General features: G+C 70.4%; 16 protein-coding genes. 7 read left to right on the top strand and 9 right to left on the bottom strand.

Annotation, left to right across the window (positions count from 1 at the left end; genetic code table 11):
* Positions 1-17 precede the first annotated feature (17 nt).
* Positions 18-266, bottom strand: coding sequence for a hypothetical protein (locus O7614_RS03830; RefSeq protein WP_278137106.1), 249 nt, complete (start codon positions 264-266; stop codon positions 18-20).
* Positions 267-713: 447 nt separating this feature from the next.
* Between O7614_RS03830 and O7614_RS03825 the strand changes: the two genes are divergently transcribed.
* Positions 714-2,393: a DNA repair helicase XPB gene (locus O7614_RS03825; protein WP_278137105.1), complete on the top strand. Its 1,680-nt coding sequence runs from the start codon at positions 714-716 to the stop codon at positions 2,391-2,393.
* Between the two features lie 133 nt (positions 2,394-2,526).
* On the opposite strand, the gene O7614_RS03820 is transcribed toward O7614_RS03825, so the two are convergent.
* Positions 2,527-3,099 carry a TetR/AcrR family transcriptional regulator gene (locus tag O7614_RS03820; RefSeq protein WP_278137104.1) on the bottom strand — a complete coding sequence of 191 codons (573 nt, stop codon included), beginning with the start codon at positions 3,097-3,099 and terminating at the stop codon, positions 2,527-2,529.
* Between the two features lie 89 nt (positions 3,100-3,188).
* Between O7614_RS03820 and O7614_RS03815 the strand changes: the two genes are divergently transcribed.
* Positions 3,189-3,560 (top strand): DUF4267 domain-containing protein, encoded by a 372-nt coding sequence (locus O7614_RS03815; RefSeq protein WP_278137103.1) that lies wholly within the window; start codon positions 3,189-3,191, stop codon positions 3,558-3,560.
* A gap of 89 nt (positions 3,561-3,649) precedes the next feature.
* Here the strand turns inward: O7614_RS03815 and O7614_RS03810 are convergent, their stop codons facing one another.
* From O7614_RS03810 to O7614_RS03795, 4 genes are all read right to left on the bottom strand, one after another.
* The gene (locus tag O7614_RS03810) at positions 3,650-4,372 is read right to left on the bottom strand and encodes a hypothetical protein (protein WP_278137102.1); all 723 of its coding nucleotides are present in this window, start codon (positions 4,370-4,372) and stop codon (positions 3,650-3,652) included.
* Between the two features lie 325 nt (positions 4,373-4,697).
* Positions 4,698-9,629 (bottom strand): carbohydrate-binding protein, encoded by a 4,932-nt coding sequence (locus O7614_RS03805; RefSeq protein ID WP_278137101.1) that lies wholly within the window; start codon positions 9,627-9,629, stop codon positions 4,698-4,700.
* Positions 9,630-9,956: 327 nt separating this feature from the next.
* The gene (locus tag O7614_RS03800; protein ID WP_278142139.1) at positions 9,957-10,022 is read right to left on the bottom strand and encodes a hypothetical protein; all 66 of its coding nucleotides are present in this window, start codon (positions 10,020-10,022) and stop codon (positions 9,957-9,959) included.
* 467 nt (positions 10,023-10,489) lie between these two features.
* Positions 10,490-10,723: a winged helix-turn-helix domain-containing protein gene (locus tag O7614_RS03795; protein ID WP_278137100.1), complete on the bottom strand. Its 234-nt coding sequence runs from the start codon at positions 10,721-10,723 to the stop codon at positions 10,490-10,492.
* Between the two features lie 364 nt (positions 10,724-11,087).
* On the opposite strand from O7614_RS03795, the gene O7614_RS03790 reads away from it, so the two are divergent.
* Both O7614_RS03790 and O7614_RS03785 read left to right on the top strand, forming a co-directional pair.
* Positions 11,088-11,357 (top strand): DivIVA domain-containing protein, encoded by a 270-nt coding sequence (locus O7614_RS03790; protein WP_278142138.1) that lies wholly within the window; start codon positions 11,088-11,090, stop codon positions 11,355-11,357.
* Positions 11,354-11,623, top strand: coding sequence for a hypothetical protein (locus O7614_RS03785; protein WP_278137099.1), 270 nt, complete (start codon positions 11,354-11,356; stop codon positions 11,621-11,623). The genes O7614_RS03790 and O7614_RS03785 overlap by 4 nt, the downstream gene beginning before the upstream one ends.
* A gap of 66 nt (positions 11,624-11,689) precedes the next feature.
* Here the strand turns inward: O7614_RS03785 and O7614_RS03780 are convergent, their stop codons facing one another.
* Positions 11,690-11,911, bottom strand: coding sequence for a hypothetical protein (locus tag O7614_RS03780; protein ID WP_278137098.1), 222 nt, complete (start codon positions 11,909-11,911; stop codon positions 11,690-11,692).
* 93 nt (positions 11,912-12,004) lie between these two features.
* Complete coding sequence (locus O7614_RS03775) at positions 12,005-12,757, bottom strand: TIGR03089 family protein (protein ID WP_278137097.1); 753 nt, start codon at positions 12,755-12,757, stop codon at positions 12,005-12,007.
* A 111-nt stretch (positions 12,758-12,868) separates the two neighbouring features.
* On the opposite strand from O7614_RS03775, the gene O7614_RS03770 reads away from it, so the two are divergent.
* Together O7614_RS03770 and O7614_RS03765 are read left to right on the top strand one after the other, a co-directional pair.
* The gene (locus O7614_RS03770; protein WP_278137096.1) at positions 12,869-14,041 is read left to right on the top strand and encodes a hypothetical protein; all 1,173 of its coding nucleotides are present in this window, start codon (positions 12,869-12,871) and stop codon (positions 14,039-14,041) included.
* Entirely contained in the window at positions 14,034-14,765 is a 732-nt protein-coding gene (locus O7614_RS03765) for a hypothetical protein (protein WP_278137095.1), read from the top strand. Before O7614_RS03770 ends, O7614_RS03765 begins: the two co-directional genes overlap by 8 nt.
* Before the next feature lie 10 nt (positions 14,766-14,775).
* On the opposite strand, the gene O7614_RS03760 is transcribed toward O7614_RS03765, so the two are convergent.
* Complete coding sequence (locus tag O7614_RS03760) at positions 14,776-15,831, bottom strand: hypothetical protein (RefSeq protein WP_278137094.1); 1,056 nt, start codon at positions 15,829-15,831, stop codon at positions 14,776-14,778.
* Between the two features lie 123 nt (positions 15,832-15,954).
* Here O7614_RS03760 and O7614_RS03755 point away from each other — a divergent pair, with 123 nt between their 5' ends.
* On the top strand, positions 15,955-18,255 hold the full coding sequence (locus tag O7614_RS03755) for an esterase-like activity of phytase family protein (RefSeq protein WP_278137093.1): 2,301 nt from the start codon (positions 15,955-15,957) through the stop codon (positions 18,253-18,255).
* Positions 18,256-18,334 lie beyond the last annotated feature (79 nt).

Genomic DNA, 18,334 nt, shown 5'->3' with positions numbered 1-18,334 from the left:
ACCGCGGGCGTTGTCGGTCAGCGGCGACTGCGGCTGCGACTCCGGCGCACGGTGCCGACCACCGAGATGATCAGAAGTAGCGCGAAGCCGGCACCGGCGGACTCCCCGACCGAGTCGACGAAGCCCTGCCGCAGCACCAGCCAGCCGAAGAGGAACCACCCGAGGAGGAGTGTCGCCGCGACGGCGTACGCGATCACCGTCGCTCGCGACACCTCGTCGGGTGGTGCCTGCTCGTGTTCCGCGATCACGTCACGGTCGACCGTCATGCCCAGCCTCCCCGCCCGGTCTGGTCCTGGACTCCCAGGGTGACACTCGTTGGACCGGTCGGACAGGGGTTAAACCCCCGATTCGCCGCCGTGTCGCGGCCGTGCTGGTCCGGCCCGGGCGGGCCGCTCGCCCCCGTTGCCTGTCCCGCCGCGCCGGCTGGGGCGGCTCCCCCGCCACCACTCCCACCGGACTGCGGATCGAACGTGCACGCACCGGAACCGACCAGCACGACCACCAGCAGGACGACAAGCCGGGAGGTGCTCCACAAACGCTTCGAGGCACCTCCCAGGCCGTCGTCCCTTTGCTAGACGTTCGTGAGTGCCGTCACGGTTGCACCCGGTGAGCATCTTTCTTCGGACATCCCGCCCCGTGCAACACTGGATGGTCGGCCATCTGCGGGAATGCACCCGCCCGGGCCGAAGACCAACCGAGGAGAGGACGCTGGCGTGAGCGGTGGACCACTGATCGTGCAGTCGGACAAGACCCTGCTGCTGGAGATCGACCACCCCGACGCGCAGGCCTGCCGGATGGCGATCGCGCCCTTCGCCGAGTTGGAGCGCTCGCCGGAGCACGTGCACACGTACCGGCTGACGCCGCTGGGGCTGTGGAACGCCCGCGCGGCGGGGCACGACGCCGAGGGTGTGGTCGACTCGCTGCTGAAGTACTCCCGCTACCCGGTGCCGCACGCGCTGCTGGTGGACGTGGCCGAGACGATGGACCGGTACGGCCGGCTCCAGCTCGCCAACGACCCGGCGTACGGGCTGGTGCTGCGCGCGCTGGACCGGCTGGTGCTGATCGAGGTGGCGAAGAGCAAGAAGCTCGCCGGGATGCTCGGCGACAAGATCGACGACGACACCATCCGGGTGCACCCGTCCGAGCGTGGCCGGCTCAAGCAGGCGTTGCTCAAGCTGGGCTGGCCGGCGGAGGATCTGGCCGGCTACGTCGACGGTGAGGCGCACCCGATCGAGCTGGCCGAGGCCGGCAAGGACGGGCGCAGGCCGTGGACGCTGCGGTCGTACCAGCGGGAGGCCGTGGAGGCGTTCTGGGCCGGCGGGTCGGGCGTGGTGGTGCTGCCGTGTGGCGCCGGCAAGACCCTGGTCGGCGCGGCGGCGATGGCCGAGGCGAAGGCGACCACGCTGATCCTGGTCACCAACACGGTGGCCGGCCGGCAGTGGAAGCGGGAGCTGATCGCCCGCACCTCGCTGACCGAGGAGGAGATCGGCGAGTACTCGGGCGAGCGCAAGGAGATCCGCCCGGTCACCATCGCCACGTACCAGGTGCTCACCTCGCGTCGCGGTGGCGCGTTCACCCACCTGGACCTGTTCGGGGCCCGCGACTGGGGCCTGGTCGTCTACGACGAGGTGCACCTGCTGCCCGCGCCGATCTTCCGGTTCACCGCGGACCTCCAGGCCCGCCGTCGGCTGGGCCTGACGGCGACTCTGGTACGCGAGGACGGCCGCGAGGGTGACGTGTTCAGCCTGATCGGCCCGAAGCGGTACGACGCGCCGTGGAAGGACATCGAGTCGCAGGGCTGGATCGCCCCGGCCGAGTGCACCGAGGTCCGGGTGACCCTGACCGACGCGGAGCGCATGTCGTACGCGACGGCGGAGGCCGAGGAGCGTTACCGGATGGCGGCGACCGCGCGCACGAAGCTGCCCGTGGTTCGCGCGCTCGTGGAGCGGCACCCCGAGGACCAGGTGCTGGTGATCGGCGCGTACATCGACCAGTTGCACCAGCTCGGCGAATATCTGGACGCGCCGATCATCCAGGGTTCGACCACCAACAAGGAGCGGGAGCGGCTGTTCGACGCGTTCCGGTCCGGCTCGCTGCGCACACTGGTGATCTCCAAGGTCGGCAACTTCTCCATCGACCTGCCCGAGGCGGCGGTGGCGATCCAGGTGTCGGGCACGTTCGGGTCGCGCCAGGAGGAGGCGCAGCGGTTGGGGCGGGTGCTCCGGCCGAAGGCCGACGGCCGGCAGGCGCACTTCTACACCGTGGTGTCCCGGGACACGATCGACACCGAGTACGCGGCACACCGGCAGCGCTTCCTCGCCGAACAGGGGTACGCGTACACGATCGTCGACGCCGACGACGTCCTCGGCCCGAAGCTCCCGACCGTCGACTGATCCCGCGCAGCGGCCACTCCGCGCTCACTATCGAGCTGATGTCGTAGACGAATCGGCCGTTCGGCGTGGTCGGCGGCCACCGGCAACGTTGGCCGGCGGCCCTGCGCAGCGCGCTTCAGGTAGTCAGCAACACTCACCGGGAGAAGCGGTCCACCAGGACCGCGAGCCGGCGGTCGTGGTCGGCGCGGCGGAGCCGGCCGCTGCGCATCAGTGTGACCAGCCCGTGCAGGCCGGCCCAGAACGTCTCGGTGATGGCCTCCAGGTCGCTGTCCCCCGCGAACGGGCGCACCGTCGCGGCCAACTCGGCGAAGCCCCGGGCCAGATCGGTCGGGACGTCCTGGCTGGCGAACGGCAGGTCCACGGCGAGGGTGAACATGGCGTCGTAGATCGCGGGACGCTGCTGGGCGAACCCGACGTACGCGGCTGCCACGTCGGCGACCGCCTGCCGGGGGTCGGCGGCGGAGGCCCGAGCCGAGACCAGGGCGGTTGCCAGGTCGGCGAAGCCCTCGACGGCGACCGCCGCCATGATGGCGTCCTTGCCCTTGAAGTGGCTGTAGAGGACGGGCTGGCTGTACTCGATCTCGGCGGCGAGCCGGCGGGTGGTCACCGCGTCCCAGCCTTCGGCCAGGGCCAGGTCGCGTGCTGCGGCCACGATGGCCCGTTCCCGATCAGCCCGCTCGCGCTCTCGGCGTGCCTGCGTCGACATGACAGCGACCCTAGCACCGCTAGCGTTCCTATCGATGATCTGCTAGCGTCGCTCATATATCTAGCAGCGCTAGGAATTGGAGCAGATCCGTGCTGACACCCCTCGCCTACGGGCTCGCCGTCGTACTCAGCCTCTTCGTCGTCTTCATCGGTGCGCGGTTCCTGCTGGCGCCCCGGGCCGCCGCTGCGGGGTACGGCGTTCCGGCCCAGCCGGATGGCGACACCGCCTACCTGACGGTCAAGGGGTTGAAGGACCTCACCTTCGGGTTGCTCGGCCTCGCCCTGATCGCCTTCACCACCGCCGACGCGGTCGCGTGGTACATGCTGATCGTCGCGCTCGTCCCGCTGGGTGACACCCTCATCGTGCTACGCAACGGCGGCACGAAGGCCGTCGCCTTCGGCATCCACTTCGCCACCGCCGTCGTCGTCCTCCTGAACGCCGCACTCCTCTTCGCCCTCTGACCCCACCCAGACCGCGCGGTGCTCAACAGGTTTGCGTCATCGACGGGCCGATCGGTGACGCAAACCTCTTGGTCAACTCGCCCGGCCGGTCAGGACGTGGGGGGCGGGCAGCGATCGGGGAGGGTCACCTGACCGGGGCGGTGCTCGAAGGTGTCCATCGTGAACCACTCGTCCAGCTCGGGGTCGAAGAGGTTCTGCAGACCGAACTGCAACACCTGCCACCACCGGGTCGGGTCGCGCTGGTCGACGTAGATGTCGCCGAGCGCGATCGGGAACCGGAAGAACTCCCCCGGCACTGTGGACCCGCCGACGACACCCACCCGCCAGTGGTCGACGTGCCGGTCCTTCTCCCCCTGCAGGATCTCCGGCCCGACGAAACGAGACGTCTTCAGCTTGTCGTTGAAGATCTGGCGGTTGAAGAACCCCGGGATCTTGCTGCACTCGCGTGGCGGGAACAGTGGGATGTTCGGCCACTTGTAGGTGAGCGTGTAGAGCGTGTTCTCGTAGATCAGGTTCGTGAACCAGATCGGGTGGTCCGGGCCGCCGGCGATCATCTGGCTGTTGCCGTCACGGCCCTGCCAGCTGAACGGCACGTCGATGCCGAGGTCCCGCACGATGTACCGGCCGGCCCCTCGGAAGTCCGCCGGGAGTTGCGGTGGGCGCGGCTCGCTCGACACGGGGGTCACGTCGCCGTCGGCCTGGGCCGCGCGGGGCAGTGGCGCCGCCGCCGGGCCGGGCGCGACCACCGCGAGGGCGAACAGCCCACCGGCCACCGCCGCAAGAACAGTCCGACGGGTACGCCTCGATGCCATCTGCCCTCCGCCGGTGTCGAAAGTGGCCGGCACCCCGGCCGCGCCTGCCTTCGGCGAAGCGTAGGAGCAGGAAAAACGTGAGAGCGGGTGGAACGGATGGCCTCCACCGGACGAGTGACGCACCCGTCCGGCCCTGATCGACTCCGTTCGCTGAGGGTCGTGGCATCCGAGGCACGTCGATGTCGCGCCTTCCTGAACACCGAGTCGATCAATCACCGAGGCCGGAGCCGGTCAAGGCCCGGGCCGCAGTGTTCACTGGGCGCCGGGCCGGAGTGGGACCGGCCCGGGACCGATGCGATCCCGGGCCGGCGTAACGCGAACCTGATTACTTGATCAGCTTCCAGGGGCCGTTCTTGTCACCCGGCTCCTGGCCCCGGGTCCACCACTTGGCCTCGTACACGTGGCCCTTGAAGGACACCCGGTCACCGGCGTTGTAGACCTTGGTGAGCGTCCAGGCCGCCGGGCTGTTGTCCGGCGGGGTGGGCGCGATCTCCTCCCAAGGGCCGTTGCGGTCACCCGGCTTCTGGTTGCGGGTGTACCACTGGGCCCGCCACTTCTTGCCGTCGTACATGGCGAAGTCACCGGAGTTGAAGATCCGCGACGCGGTCCAGATCGAGGTGCCGTCCTCGGTCATGGCGAGTTCCTGCCACGCGCCGTTGGGGTCGGTGCCCGGCTTCTGGTTCTTCGTGTACCAGGAGGCCCGGAAGACCCGGCCCTGGTAGGTGGCGCGGTCCCCGTCGTTGTAGACCGTCGACGGGTTCCACTCCGCCGGCAGGTTCACCGTCAGGGTGGCGCTGGCCTCGACCGGGGTGAGCTGGTCGCTGCCCGGGTACGACGCGGTCAACGTGTGCTGGCCGCCCGCCAGGCCCACCGGGAGGGTGAACGTCGCGGCCCCGTTGGTGACGGCGGCCGAGCCACGGACGGTCGTACCCTCGCGCAACTCCACCGCGCCGGTGACCGGCGTGCTGCCGGCCGCGACCTTGACGGTCACCGTCGCCGCGGTGCCCCAGGCGGTGGGAGCGGCGGTGACGGTCATCGTCGGTACCTGCTTGGCGGTCGTGAACACCGCCGGCTGGGCCACCGCCTCGCCGCCGTCGGCGCTCCTCGCGGAGACGATCCAGCCGTACGAGGTGCCCGGCAGGAGCTTGTCCCAGGTCGTCGTGGCCACCCCGTTCGAGGTCACCTCGTCGGTGCCGATCGTGCCGGACGGCACGTACGCGGCGAGCGAGTCGGTGGTGAACGACGTCTTGCGGGTGCTGAGGTCCACCGGCAGCGTCAGGTTGTCCTCCGAGCCGTTGTAGCGCGGCTTGGTCTGGCTGCCGTCCTGGCGGATGTCGTACTCGGTCGCCCCGAAGTTCTTCAGGAACGGCGAGTACGTGTCGATGTGCATCTCGGCCCGGTCCACGTCGAACTGCAGCAGGCGCAGGAAGCTCGCGCCGAACTGCAACCGGTCGGTGGCCTTGTGGTCCGGGGTGCCGTCCCCGTTGACGTCGATGGTCCCGTCCGCGGCGACCTGCTGCGGCCACAGTTCGGCGGCGGTGACCGTGTAGAACTGGTAGTCCGCGAGCAGCTCGACGACGTCGTGGCTGACCGTGACGCCGATCTTCGACTTCAGGTTGGTGCCGACGCCGTGCTCGTGACCGGCGAGGACCAGGAAGACGTTCGGGTTGGTCTCCACGACCTGCTTGAACAGCGGCGAGCCGTCCGGTGCGGAGAAGTCCGCGCCGCGACCGTCGGGGTTGGCCGACGGCTTCAGGTAGTCGTGGGAGAGCAGGATCCCGTTGCGGTCCTTGTACCGCTTGAAGATCGAGTCAGCCCACTTGGCCTCGGCCGGCGTCACCCCGTACGACAGGCCGACCGCGACGAAGTCCAGTCCACCGGCGGAGAAGAGCAGGTAGTTGTTCTGGTTGTCCTTGCCGGGCGTGACGGAGCCGTCGGCGTTGGTCACCTCGTCCCACGCGTGGTATTCGGTGCCCTTCGGCCAGGACTTCGCCGTCCCGTAGTACCGGTCGGCGCTGAAGGTCCGGCTGAACCGGGACGTCGGGCCGGTCTCGGCGCCCAACTGGTCGTCGTGGTTGCCGGCGATGACCTGGTTGACGACACCGTTGTCGTCGAGGATCTTCTGGAAGCCGGAGGCGACGGCGAGTTCCTTCTCCACCTGCTCGTGCAGCCCGGGCCGCTTCAACGAACCGTCCGGGTTCTTCGCCAGCGGGTCGTAGTAGTCGTTCTCGATGATGTCGCCGGTGTGGGCCGTGTACGCAATCTTGCGGCTGTCCGCGTTGTCGGCGATCCACTGCACCTGGTCGCGGTACGCGGCAGACCAGATCGCCTGCTCCTCGACCGTCTCGACGTCCGACGGCTCGGCGTTGCCGTCGAAGTCGTCGTACGTGCCCCCGGCCGCACCCTCGGTGACGTACTGGGTGTCGGTGAAGTGGGCCAGCGAGAAGTCGTACGACGCGGGGTCCTCGAAGCGGTCCTTGTCGTTCTGCGCCGTCGAGTCGCGCGGGGACAGGTCGTCGGCGAACGGGTCCTCACCGGTGACCAGCACGTGCACGACACCACCGTCGCGGTAGCCGGCCTCCAGCTGGGCGGTCAGGACGGTGTCCTGCCCGGCCTGGCCACGGGAGCTGGTCAGCACGACCCACTGCTTCGCCGCCGGGTCCCAGACCCGCAGCGCCACGATCCGGGCCGGGTCGATGGTGCCCGACCAGCGCAGCGTCGGCTCCTGCTTGGTCGCGGCCAGCGGCAGGTCGTACCGCTGGAAGACCACACCGCGCCCGGAGGCGCTGTCGACCGTCGCGCCGTCGAGGGGACGCAGCGAGGCGACGTTGACGGCCTTGTCGTGCTGGACGTCGAGCGTGGTCGGCACGTCGGCCGCCTCGCCCTGGTAGCCAGCGGTCGGCAGGACCACGTCGGCCTTGGTGAAGGTGGCGGTCAACCCGACACCCTCCGCGCCGGGAATCCGGGCGGACAGCTCGGCGGAGAGCGGGTCGGTGCCCTTGACGGTCGAGTTCAGCTCGGTCGGGACGTCCGGGATGCTCGCGCTGCTGAACCGCACCTCACGGGTGGCGGTGTTGCCGAGCGCGTCGGTCGCCGTCACCGCGATCGTGTGCTCCCCGGCGGGCAGGCCGTGGCCGATCTGGTCACCCTGCTTGACGGCCGCGCCGTCCAGCATGAGGACTGGCGTACCGGCCAACCCGGTGGCGTCCTTGATCTTGACGTTGAGCGCAACCGTCGAGGTCAGCCGCTGACCGGCGGCCGGGACGCTGCTCTCGATCTCCGGGGCGGTGTTGTCGCTGGTGAAGCGTCGCGTCGACGTCTTGTCCCCGACGACCGCCGTGATGGTGTGGGCGCCGTCCGCGATCGTCGTCGTGTCGACGTCCGCGCGCCTGCCCAACGCCGGCAACGCCGAGCCGTCCGGCGCGGTGACGTCGAACATCATCATCTTGGTCAGCACCCCGTTGAAGCTGCTGCCACAGGTGCCGTCACCGACGTACGTGGTCACCTGGGAACCGGCCGGGTAGCTGGCCGAACCGATGGTGACGGTCGTCTGCGCGATCGACCGGGTCAGCTGCGTCGCCTTCGCACCGGCCGGGAGCAACTGGACGTCCCGCAGCGTGAAGTCGTCGAAGTTGTCGCAGCCGCCCGGCTTGGCGCTGCCACGGTCGTTGCCCGCCACGAACTCGACCGCGTTGACACCCGGCACCAGCCACTCGTTCGGGAAGCTGAGGTCGGCGACCTCCTTCTCCCACATGCCGATCTCCAGCGGGATGCCGTTGACCAGCACCTTGTTGTCGTACCCGTTGTCGCTGCCGTTGCCCCCGACGAACATCTTCAGGTGCGCGTCGCCGCCGGCGGCCAGGGTGTCGACGGTCCGCGTCGTCGGCGCGTCCGCGATGGTGAAGTGCAGCTCGGCCTCCTTGTTGGGCCCGCAGGTGCCGTCGCCCAACGCCAGGGAGGCGGCGGTCGTCTCCGCCTTCGTCACCGTCGTTCCGCTGGTGGTGACGATGAACGTGCTGCCGGCCGTCACAGTGCCCGCCGTGCTCAGCGTCAGGCTCGTCGCGGCCCGGGTGAGCTTGAAGTCGTCGTGGTTGGCGCAGGTCGCCCCGCTCGCCGTGCCGTTGTAGTCGCCGGTGCGGATCTCGACCACGTTGTCGCCGAGGTGCAGGAACCGGTTGGGGAACGCCAGCGTGACGTTCTCCGCGCCGGTGGCGCCGTAGTCCCCGCCGAGGTCGACCCGGTGGCCGTTGACCAGCGCGTAGTTCTGGTACCGCGCCTCGATCGAGTTGCCGGCCTCGACGGTGAGGCCGAGGGTGGCGGTCCCGGCGGCCAGGGTCTCCGCGTTCTCGGCGGGCTTGTCGTCGATCGCCAGCGACTCGACCCGGTCCTTGCCGCCCGATGCGAGCGCGGCGATGACCGGCTGGGTGCCGCGTACGCGAGCGCCGTCGCCGGGCGTGACGACCGCCGCGCCGGCCGGTGCGTTGTTGACGTCGACCGTCACACTCGTCTTCGCGCCGGACAGGGTCGTCGCGCTGACGGTGTGCGTACCGTTGCTGAGCTTGGTGGTGTCGAGGTCGGTGCGCAGACCGGAGGTGCCGCCCGGCTCACCGGAGATCACGAAGGTCAGGTCCTGGTTGAGCAGCTTCGCTGAGCTGCCGCAGGTGCCGTCACCGAAGCTGTAGCTGAACAGGTTCTGCTCGCCGTCGGCGACCACGCCGAGCAGGCTGAGGCTGATGCTGCTCAGCGCGTAGTCGTCGTAGTTGGGGCAGCGACCACCCTCACCGTTCGGCAGCTCCTCGTAGCCGACGGCGGTCTTGGTGGTCGTGTCGACCCAGGCCGCTCCGGCGTGGACGGCGACGGTGTTCACGCCGACGCGCAGCCAGTCGCCCGGGAAGTCGAGGGTGCCGACCTGCCCGCCTGGAATGTCCGGCAGATAGACCCGGTCCGCCTCGGCGGTGTGGTCGTTCACGGTGAGGTAGTTGCGGTAGCGGGCCTCGGTGCCGTTGCCACCCATCTCGAAGGCAATGTGGGCGGTGCCGGCGGTCTTGTCGGCGTCGATCCGGTCGCCGTCGACCGCGAGGGTGGTGACCGAGTCGTTCTCGGTGACCGGCTCGACGACGACGGGGAGCTTGCCCTCGACGTTCTGTCCGTTGGTGAGGTTGATCAGTGGGGTGTTACCGCTGGTCGGGGTCGCCTGCGCGTCCGCGAGCGTGGGGTTGAGGGCGGTTGCCGGTCCGGCGATCAGGATGAGCGCCACCGCGGACAAAATTCCGCGTGTTCGCTTCCTACGCGCACGTCTCTCGTGCGTCATGGCGGGGTCTCTCCTTGTTGATGGGTCAACGTGGACGCCACCGACGCGGAGGAACCCGCCACGATACCGCTGGGCCGAGCGGTGGGGGCCATGCCAGCGCTCCGGTCCACAGGTGCTGTGGCACGCCGGCGGCGCGGCCGTTGGTTGACCCTGCCGGCTCTGGGCGAACTCGCCAGCCAAACCGGGTGAGAGACGGACGCTGTAGGGGTGAACAGTTAGTTGATCAACCGCGCCTTACGCCGGCACGGGAACACCGTGAGGCTGTCCGACTGCTCAGGCGGCGCGGAGCTTGCGGAGGACGTACTGGTTGAGGCTCATCCCGGTCTCGGCGGCCTCGATGGCGAGTTCGCGATGCAGGCTCTCCCCGACACGGAGATCGACTTGCCTGAGTAGCTTCGCTCCGCGAACGGCTGCGGCACCGCCTCGCCCTGCTCCTGCATGTCCGCGATCACTTCACGCAGTAGGTCCTGGAGCCCCTGCAGAGCCTCGATCTGGGAAGATGCCAGCCAGGAGAGGGACGGGAACTCGGCGCAGGCGACGACGAACTCGCGGTCCTGGACCGATCACGTGAGGCAGCAAGAAGGCAGCGCGAGCCTTGATGCGGGCCGGACCCGAATTTCAAGCGACGACGCCCGGCACCTGTTCGTTGACGCTGGCCGACACCGGCTGGCAGCAGCCGACAGGCTGAAACCGCATCCCCCAGCGGGGGTCGTGGCTGGAGCCGGCCATACACAGCAAGCGATCGGAGGTCGATCGCTGCCGTGCAGAAAGCAGACGTTGATATCCGGTCGGCAGTTGAACGTCAGCTAGTCGGTCGCCGGCCGAGCCCCAGTCACGTACACGCCCTTGCCTTGGTGGCCTTCGACCAGGCCCTCAGCCTGCAGGATCAGTAGCGCGGATCGAACCGGCTCGGCGGAAACACCGTAGTGCGCAGACATCTCCCGCAGCGAAGGCAACTTCGCTCCGGATCCGTACTCCCCGGACGCGATCTTGTCGCGGATGTCCTGGGCTATGCGCTGACGGTCTGAGATTCGGGGCATGGCAACTCCTGGTAGGCCCCAAGATCTTCCCACGCCCACACGCCGTCGGCCAAGGCTTCGCCTGCTTAGCATGCTCAGTACTTGCACTTATCATGCTTTGCATTGTAGGTTGCTTCCACGGATACCCGGCAACGGATCGCCTGGTAGGCAGCCGGCCTCCCGGTTGGGCATCCACCACCGCTGGCACGGCTGGCACCCCCGGTCAGTCGTGCCAGCACCAGCAACAGACAAACGGCCCTGCTGCCGTACCGCCGATCCAGGCTGCGGTGGCAGAGCGGGGTGGTCTCCGCCGCCCGCAACCGGCGGAGACCGCCCCTTCCACCTTGGCGACCCGACGAAGGGCGGTCACCTCGTGCCAAATCTGATCTACCGGCTGGTGAGCCGGCACAAGGAAGCACAGCCGCCGAGCGAAGTACCCCGCAACCTGCGCCCGTGGCAGATCCGGGAGCGGTGCTTCAACGTCCGCCGGCGCGGCCTCGACCCGGTCGAGATCCGCGCGTTCCTACACCGAGTGGCCGACGAACTTGCCGTCGCGCAGACCGCCCTGGTCGCGGTGCAGGAGGAGAACGTACGGATCAAGAACACACTGCGCGCCTGGCAGAGCGCCCAGTCGGCGAGCCACCGTTTCCGATGACCGAGCGCTGGGTGATCCACCTGCCGGTGACCGCACCTGACCTGCTCCGGGCCCGGATCTTCGCCCGGACCGCCACCCGGGTGCTGGCCCGGCTCAGCGCCCACGTCGAGCCCGGCGGGGTCACCGTCTCGGCCGAGGACCAACAGGGCGTACGACACTGGGTCTTCTGCGACCGGCCGCTGCCGCACGGACGCGGCCGGTGCGCGCTGGCGGCGGACCACACCTCGGCGTGCGCGCCACGCCCGCCGTGGGCCCGACGGCGCTGAATCGTCTACGTCATCAACTCCAAAGGTAGAGACAGCCGCGACGCTGGGCGACCGGGCGACGAGGGGTCAGCGGCTCAGGACGGTCTCCCGCTCCATGTGTGACAGCTTCGCGGGATTGCGCACGGCGTAGATCCCGGCGACGAGGCCATCGTCGATGCGGACGGCCACGACGGTACCCAGCTCGCCGTCGAGGTGGACGATGAACGCCGGGTAGCCGTTGACCTGCGCCGGCCGCAGCGAGGTGAGCCCCGGGACCTTGTCCCACCCGCCCGCCGACAGGCGGGCCACCTTGTCAGCGCCGGGATGGGCCGCGGGACGGCCTGGTTCGACGCCGCCGCCGTTGCCGAGGAGGACGACGTCGGGCGCGAGGATGTCGAGCGTTCAGAGAACGCGGGTCACCCGTTCGGCGGCGACGATGGCGTCCCGCTGTGCCGGGTCGAGGTTGGCGCTGATCACCACTGACGCGCCGGCCGAGAGCGGCGCGAGCAGCCACTTCAGCGGCTGCTCGGTCTCGGCGGCGTCCACCAGCAGTCGGTCACCGGCGCGCAGGTCCAGCATCGTGGCGAACTCCTGGGCGAGCGCGCCCCACTGGCCGTAGGTGGTGCCGTCCGCGGAGGCCGGGTCCGACGGGCGGATGGCGGTGTGGTCGGGCGTGGCGTCGCCGTGGCGGAGCACCTCGGCGGACCAGTCCAGCCAGCCCAAAGGCACGTCGGCGAGGCGACCCGGCCGGGTGCCGACGAGGTAGCGGTGCGTCGCGTCCGGCACGTCCTCCAGCCAGTCGTCCTGCCGTTCGGGGGTCACGAAGACCGCGTCGAACGGACGGTCGCCGCCGGGTTCGAGCACCGCCAGGCCCGCGGTGGCGCGCGGCCGGAACGACACCGCCAGGCCGCAAGCCCACGCGCCCAACAACACCACGGCGGTACGCCAGTGCGGAGGCAGCAGCACCGCTACGCGGCTGCCGGGGCCCAGCCCGCAGCCGTCCCGCAGCAGGCTCGCGCTGCGCGCCGCCCACCGACCGACCTGCTGGGCGGTCAGGTCGACGCGCTCGCCGGTCGCCTCGTCGCGGTAGCTGAGCAGCGGACGCTCGACCTCGACGGGTCGGGCCGCGAGGTCGGCCGTGACGGTGGGCTGCATCTCCACGCTCCCCGGGGTCGACGTCGGCACCACAGTACTCAACGACTTTGGTCGCACCGGTCGTCGGCCGATGGCCGTATCGGGTGACCGGGTGGCCCGTGCACGGTGCGGGTGACCCCCGAGACGCCGCCGAGGAGCGCCGATGCCGACCGAACCGGACCCCGTCACCGCCGAGCATCCCGCCGCCGCCGCCCCGTCGCCGCTGGCCGGCTGCCGCTGCGCCGCCGGCTCCTGCCGGTGGTCGCGTTGCTGCTGCTCGCGCCGTGGGCGGCCGAGTGCTCGTGGGGTGGCTTCGCCATCGACGACTTCCTCCCGGTGCTGATCTTCCTGGGCCCGATGTACGGCGGCGCGGCGATCCTGATCCGGGAGACCGCCCGGCACCTCGGCGCGGGGTGGCCGACGATCGTGCTACTCGCCGGCGCGTTCGGGGTACTCCAAGCCGGGCTGGTCGACCAGTCGCTGTTCAACCCTGACTACCTCGACGACACCCAGTACGCCGACACCCGCGCTGCCGCCGAGGCGACGCTGGTGCCGGGGCTCGACTTCAGCCTCCGGCAGGCGTTCGACTACGTGGGCAACCACATCGTGCTGACCATCTGCGCGCCGATCGTGCTCGTCGAGTCGTTCCTCGGTGCGGACCGCCGGCTCCGGCCGTGGCTGGGCCGGCCCGGGCTCTTCGTGGTCGGCGTGCTCTACCTGCTCGGCAGCCTGCTGATCTTCGCGTCCGACGGGGGCCGGAAGAACTTCCTGGCCAGCCCACTCCAACTGACCTTCGCCGCGCTGGTGGTCCTCGCACTCGTCACGGTGGCCCTGCTGCCCCGCTGGCGACGCCCGGGCCACGCGGCCGGTGGTGCATGGAGGGCAGCAGAGCAAAGGGAGCCACGCCGCACCCGGCGGGTGCCGCATCCGCTGTGGGTGGGTCTGCTGATCGTCCTCGTTCATCTCGGCACCGACCTGACCCCCGGCTGGGCGGGAGTGGCCATCGCGCTGGGGCTCGCGGCGGCCGTCGGGGGCCTGGTCGCGTACTGGTCGTCCCGCCAAGGTTGGGGGCAGCGGCACGTGCTCGCCGCCGGCTCGGCGAGCGTGGTCAGCGCCGCCGGGTTCGCGTACCTGGTGCCGCCGTACTCCCCGGCGAGCCCGGCGGCGGCCCTGGCCGGCGACGTCGCGGTCACCGTCATCACCGTGGCCCTGGTGGGCGGCGCCTGGTGGCGATCCGGCGAGGGCCGGCGGACGGCGACTACACTCGCGGCCACACCGCTTTCGAGGGGGCCGCGCAGTGGGTGAGTTGCTGTCCACGATGGTCCAGATCATCAGCTCGTACGTCACCAGGCTGCTGGACCGGCGGGCGGTGTCCCAGGACGCGAAGGTCGGCGGTGAGCTGCTGGAGCTGGCCCTCACGCTTCAGGAGCTGTGCGTGAACGGCGAGCGCCTACTGGTCCTGGCCGACACCCTGATCTCCACCGACGAACCCCGCGCCGACGACCAGTCGGAGTTCGCCGCGCTGGTGCACCGCCAGTCCGCGCTGATCAACCAACTCAAAAGCGGTATCGAGGACTCCCGGGCGCTGCTCGCCACCGTCGACGTGGACTTCGCGTTCGCGATGGCACCGTTCCTCGACGGCAAGTCGGGACTGCTGACCCGCTGGCAGCAACAGGCCGCGCTCAGCCAGTTCTCCACGACGACGTTGTTCTTCCTGCCCGCCGAGGCCGTCACCCGCCTGGTGGCCGGCAGCCCGGCCGCCGCCACCGCAACCGCGCTCGACCGCAACCGGACGGACTTCGTGCTGGTGGTGGCGGACGAGGTGCGCAACGCGCGCCGGCGGGAGGTCCCGGACATCCGAGCGGTGGAGGACGACGAGCGCGAGACCCTGCTCCGGGAGGTGGGGCACGCCCGCTCCGAGATCGAGACCGCCCGGGTGCTGTGTGGGCGACTGCTGACGGCAACTCAGGAGGCCATCGGCGCCGACGCCACCGCCCACCTCCGGCGGACCTTGACGGGCCGGGGCTGACGGCGCTGACTCAGGATCGGTCCCAGTCGTAGCCGGCGCGGGCGAATGCCACACTGCCGTCACCGGTGGCGTACACCTTCAGAGAGAGCAGTCCCAAGGCCCGGGTGAAGTTCTCGAGGTTCGACCGCAGGCGCCCAAAGAGCCCGCTGCCCTTCAGCTCGTCGGCGATGCGGATCTCGTCGAGTGAGGCGGACCTCGTGGTGAAGGACAGCCGCAACTCGATCAGAGCCTGAAAGACTCCGGACGGCGCGATGCGCATCGAGACCGCTCCCCCGCCCTCGATGTAGAGCGACACCTCGATCCTCGCCTCCGGCAGGTCCGCCGCGAGCACCTCGCACACCTGGCGCGGGGTCAGCTTCATCCACTGTCGCCAGGCGGCAAGGAAGTGGTCGTCCGCCCGGGTGACCGTCAGTACCGGTTCCATCGCCCGCAGGTCGGCCACCGTCAACGCCGCTATGGCCGGGCGCTCCCCGGCTCGGGCCTCCTCGTACGGCGCCAGCGGCACGCCCGCCTCCAGCAGGAGCCGGTCCCAGTACGGATCGGGCCAGAACGGACCGGCCAGGAACTCGCCCACGTGGCACCAGAGCTCGTGCCAGAGCCGAACAGCACGCAGCGGCCGTAGGCCGAGTCGCAGGGCGCCGACGATGGCGCATCGGTGCACCAGCAGCGTCGCGGTGAGGGCGAACAGGTTCACGTCCGGGCGGTCGGCTCCCTCCAGCGCCCGGACGGACTCGCGCTCCAGGTCGGTGTACGCGACCATCTCCGGCGCGTCGGTGATCCGGACCGGGATCTGGGTGTCCAGCAGCGAGTTGACGTCGGGTGGCACCCACCCCAGGTCGTCGTTCAGCAGCACCAGGCGTACGTCCTGGTCCTGCTGCCGTCCCTGGAGCTGCAGGAACGGGGCCCCGGTCGGCAGGACACCGTGCTTCAGCCAGGTCAGCGCCTCGGGGTGCAGCCGGAGGCTCTCGCCGATCGCGGGCACCGTGACCACCAGGGCGGGGCCGTCGGTCACCACCTTCAACGCCGGAATCTCACGGAGCGCATCGACAAGTTCACTCTGCCGCATGGTCGCACTGTAGCGGCCGGCACCCTGCGGCTGCGTGCTTCGCCCGCTGTTCACGTCGGCGCAAGCTGATGCTCCCCGACAGGTGTCAGCCTCCGTGCGGGTACGACCTAACGGAGGAAGTCCTTGACACTCAGAAGAGCATTCACCGCGCTCACCGCAGCCGGTGTCGCTGCCGCCAGCCTGACCGGGGCCACCCCCGCGTCGGCCGGCGGACACCACCACCCGTCGCTCGCCTTCGACCGGGTCGCCACGTACCCGGTGTTCCAGAACCGCCCGGCCGGTGAGGACCCGGCGACGGCGACGGTCGCCGAGATCTCGGCGGTCAGCGAGGACGGCCGCACCCTGATCCACACCGACGCGCTGGCCAAGCGGATCGGTTTCCTGGACATCTCCCGGGCCGACCGGCCGCGCGGCCTCGGCACGCTCTCGCTGGCGCAGCTCGGCGACGCCGAGGACGAGCCGACCTCGGTCGCCGTGGTCGGGCGGTACGTGCTGGTGGTGGTGAACACCAGCAGCAGCTTCACCGAGCCGTCCGGTCGGCTTGACGTGATCGAGTTGGCCAGCCGCAAGCGGGTCGCCAGCTTCGACCTGGGCGGCCAGCCCGACTCGATCGCGATCAGCACCGACAAGCGGTACGCCGCGATCGCGATCGAGAACGAGCGCGACGAGGAGGCCACCCCGCCCGGCGGGGAGGAGGGTGACCTGCCGCAGGCACCCGCCGGCTTCGTGCAGATCGTCGACCTGACCGGGAAGTCCCCGGCGGGTTGGCGGCTGCGGCCGGTCGCGCTGACCGGTACCGACGGCAGCGCGCTGCCCGCGCTGGTCCAGGCCGGCCTCGCCGCGCCCACCGACCCGGAGCCGGAGTACGTCTCGATCAACAGCCGTAACCAGCTGGCCGTGACGCTGCAGGAGAACAACGGCGTCGCCCTGATCGACCTGCCCACCGGCCGGATCACCAAGGTGTTCAGCGCGGGCACCGCCACGGTCAGTGGGATCGACACCAGCAAGGACGGTGTCATCGACCTGACCGGGAGCATCACCGACGTGCCGCGCGAGCCGGACGCGGTGGCCTGGGTCGACGATCGCTATCTCGCCACGGCCAACGAGGGCGACTGGCACGGCGGCACCCGCGGCTGGTCCGTCTTCGACAGCCGCAGCGGGCGGGTCGCCTGGGACGCCGGCAACACGTTCGAGCGGCTCGCCGTCAGGTACGGGCTGCACAACGAGGACCGCGCCGGCAAGAAGGGAACCGAGCCGGAGGGCGTGGCCGTCGCCGAGTACAACGGGGTGCGGTACGCGTTCGTCGGCTCGGAGCGCAGCAACTTCGTCGCCGTCTACGACCTGGGCAACCCCACCAAGCCCGTCTTCACGCAGATCCTGCCGACCACCAACGGGCCGGAGGGGCTGCTGCCGATCCCGTCGCGGGGTCTGCTCGCGGTCTCCAGCGAGGAGGACGACGCGTCGGTGAACGTCCGGGCGTCGGTGTCGCTCTTCCAGCTGGGTAAGGGCACGCCGACGTTCCCGAGCATCGTGTCCGACACCGATCGGGCCGGTGCACCGATCGGTTGGGGCGCACTCGGCGCGCTGAGCGCGGCACCGGGGAAGCGGGACCAGCTCTACAGCGTCACCGACGCGGCGTACACGCAGACCCGCATCCTCACCATCGACGCGAACCGGACGCCCGCCGTGATCACCGGCGCGCTGCCGGTCAGGGACGCGGCCGGGGCGCCCGTCGGGTACGACGCGGAGGGCATCTTCGCCCGCCCGCAGGGCGGCTTCTGGCTCGCCGTGGAGGGTGCCAAGGGCGCGGAGAACAAGCTGGTCCGGCTCGACGCGGCCGGGGTGACCCGGCAGAGCGTCGCACTGCCCGCCGAGGTCGCCGCCGGTCTCGGGAAGCAGGGGCTGGAGGGGGTCACCGCTACCACCGACCGGCAGGGCCGGGAGATCGTCTGGGTGGCCGTGCAGCGGGAGTTGAGCACCGACCCGACCGGCGTCGTCCGGCTCGGCCGGTACGACGTCGCGGCGGGCACCTGGAGCTGGTTCGGTTACCAGTTGGGGGCCACTACCGTGCCCGGCGACTGGATGGGGCTCTCCGAGATCACCGTGGTCGGCGACCGATTGGCGGTCATCGAGCGGGACAAGCTGAACGGCCCGGCCGCCACGGTCAAGCGGATCTACACGGTGCCGCTGCCGGGTGCGGCGGCGACCGGCCCGCTGACCGTGCTGCCGAAGACGCTCGCCGTCGACGTGCTGCCCGCGTTGCGCGCCACCAACGGCTGGACCCAGGAGAAGCTGGAAGGTCTGACCGTGGCCGGCAACGGCGAGGTGTACGCGATCACCGACAACGACGGGGTGCAGGACGCCACCGGCGAGACGGTGCTCCTGCGGCTCGGCTCCAGCCGGAAGGTGTTCGGCCACCGCTGATCCGGCAAGGCCGGTGGGGCTCGCCGCCCGCACCGGCCGGACCAGCCGCCTCGGCCCGGTGTCCATCAGGGTGGACACC

The organism is Micromonospora sp. WMMD961 (assembly GCF_029626145.1).
Lineage (GTDB): Bacteria > Actinomycetota > Actinomycetes > Mycobacteriales > Micromonosporaceae > Micromonospora.
The sequence above is the reverse complement of the archived record's forward strand: the minus strand, read 5'-3'. Positions and strand labels throughout refer to the sequence as shown.

What these genes read in the sequence shown, in the direction of transcription:
- O7614_RS03830 (WP_278137106.1), bottom strand. Translation starts at nt 266, where the DNA reads ATGACGGTCGACCGTGACGTGATCGCGGAACACGAGCAGGCACCACCC.
- O7614_RS03820 (WP_278137104.1), bottom strand. Translation starts at nt 3,099, where the DNA reads ATGTCGACGCAGGCACGCCGAGAGCGCGAGCGGGCTGATCGGGAACGG.
- O7614_RS03810 (WP_278137102.1), bottom strand. Translation starts at nt 4,372, where the DNA reads ATGGCATCGAGGCGTACCCGTCGGACTGTTCTTGCGGCGGTGGCCGGT.
- O7614_RS03795 (WP_278137100.1), bottom strand. Translation starts at nt 10,723, where the DNA reads ATGCCCCGAATCTCAGACCGTCAGCGCATAGCCCAGGACATCCGCGAC.
- O7614_RS03785 (WP_278137099.1), top strand. Translation starts at nt 11,354, where the DNA reads ATGACCGAGCGCTGGGTGATCCACCTGCCGGTGACCGCACCTGACCTG.
- O7614_RS03775 (WP_278137097.1), bottom strand. Translation starts at nt 12,757, where the DNA reads ATGCAGCCCACCGTCACGGCCGACCTCGCGGCCCGACCCGTCGAGGTC.
- O7614_RS03760 (WP_278137094.1), bottom strand. Translation starts at nt 15,831, where the DNA reads ATGCGGCAGAGTGAACTTGTCGATGCGCTCCGTGAGATTCCGGCGTTG.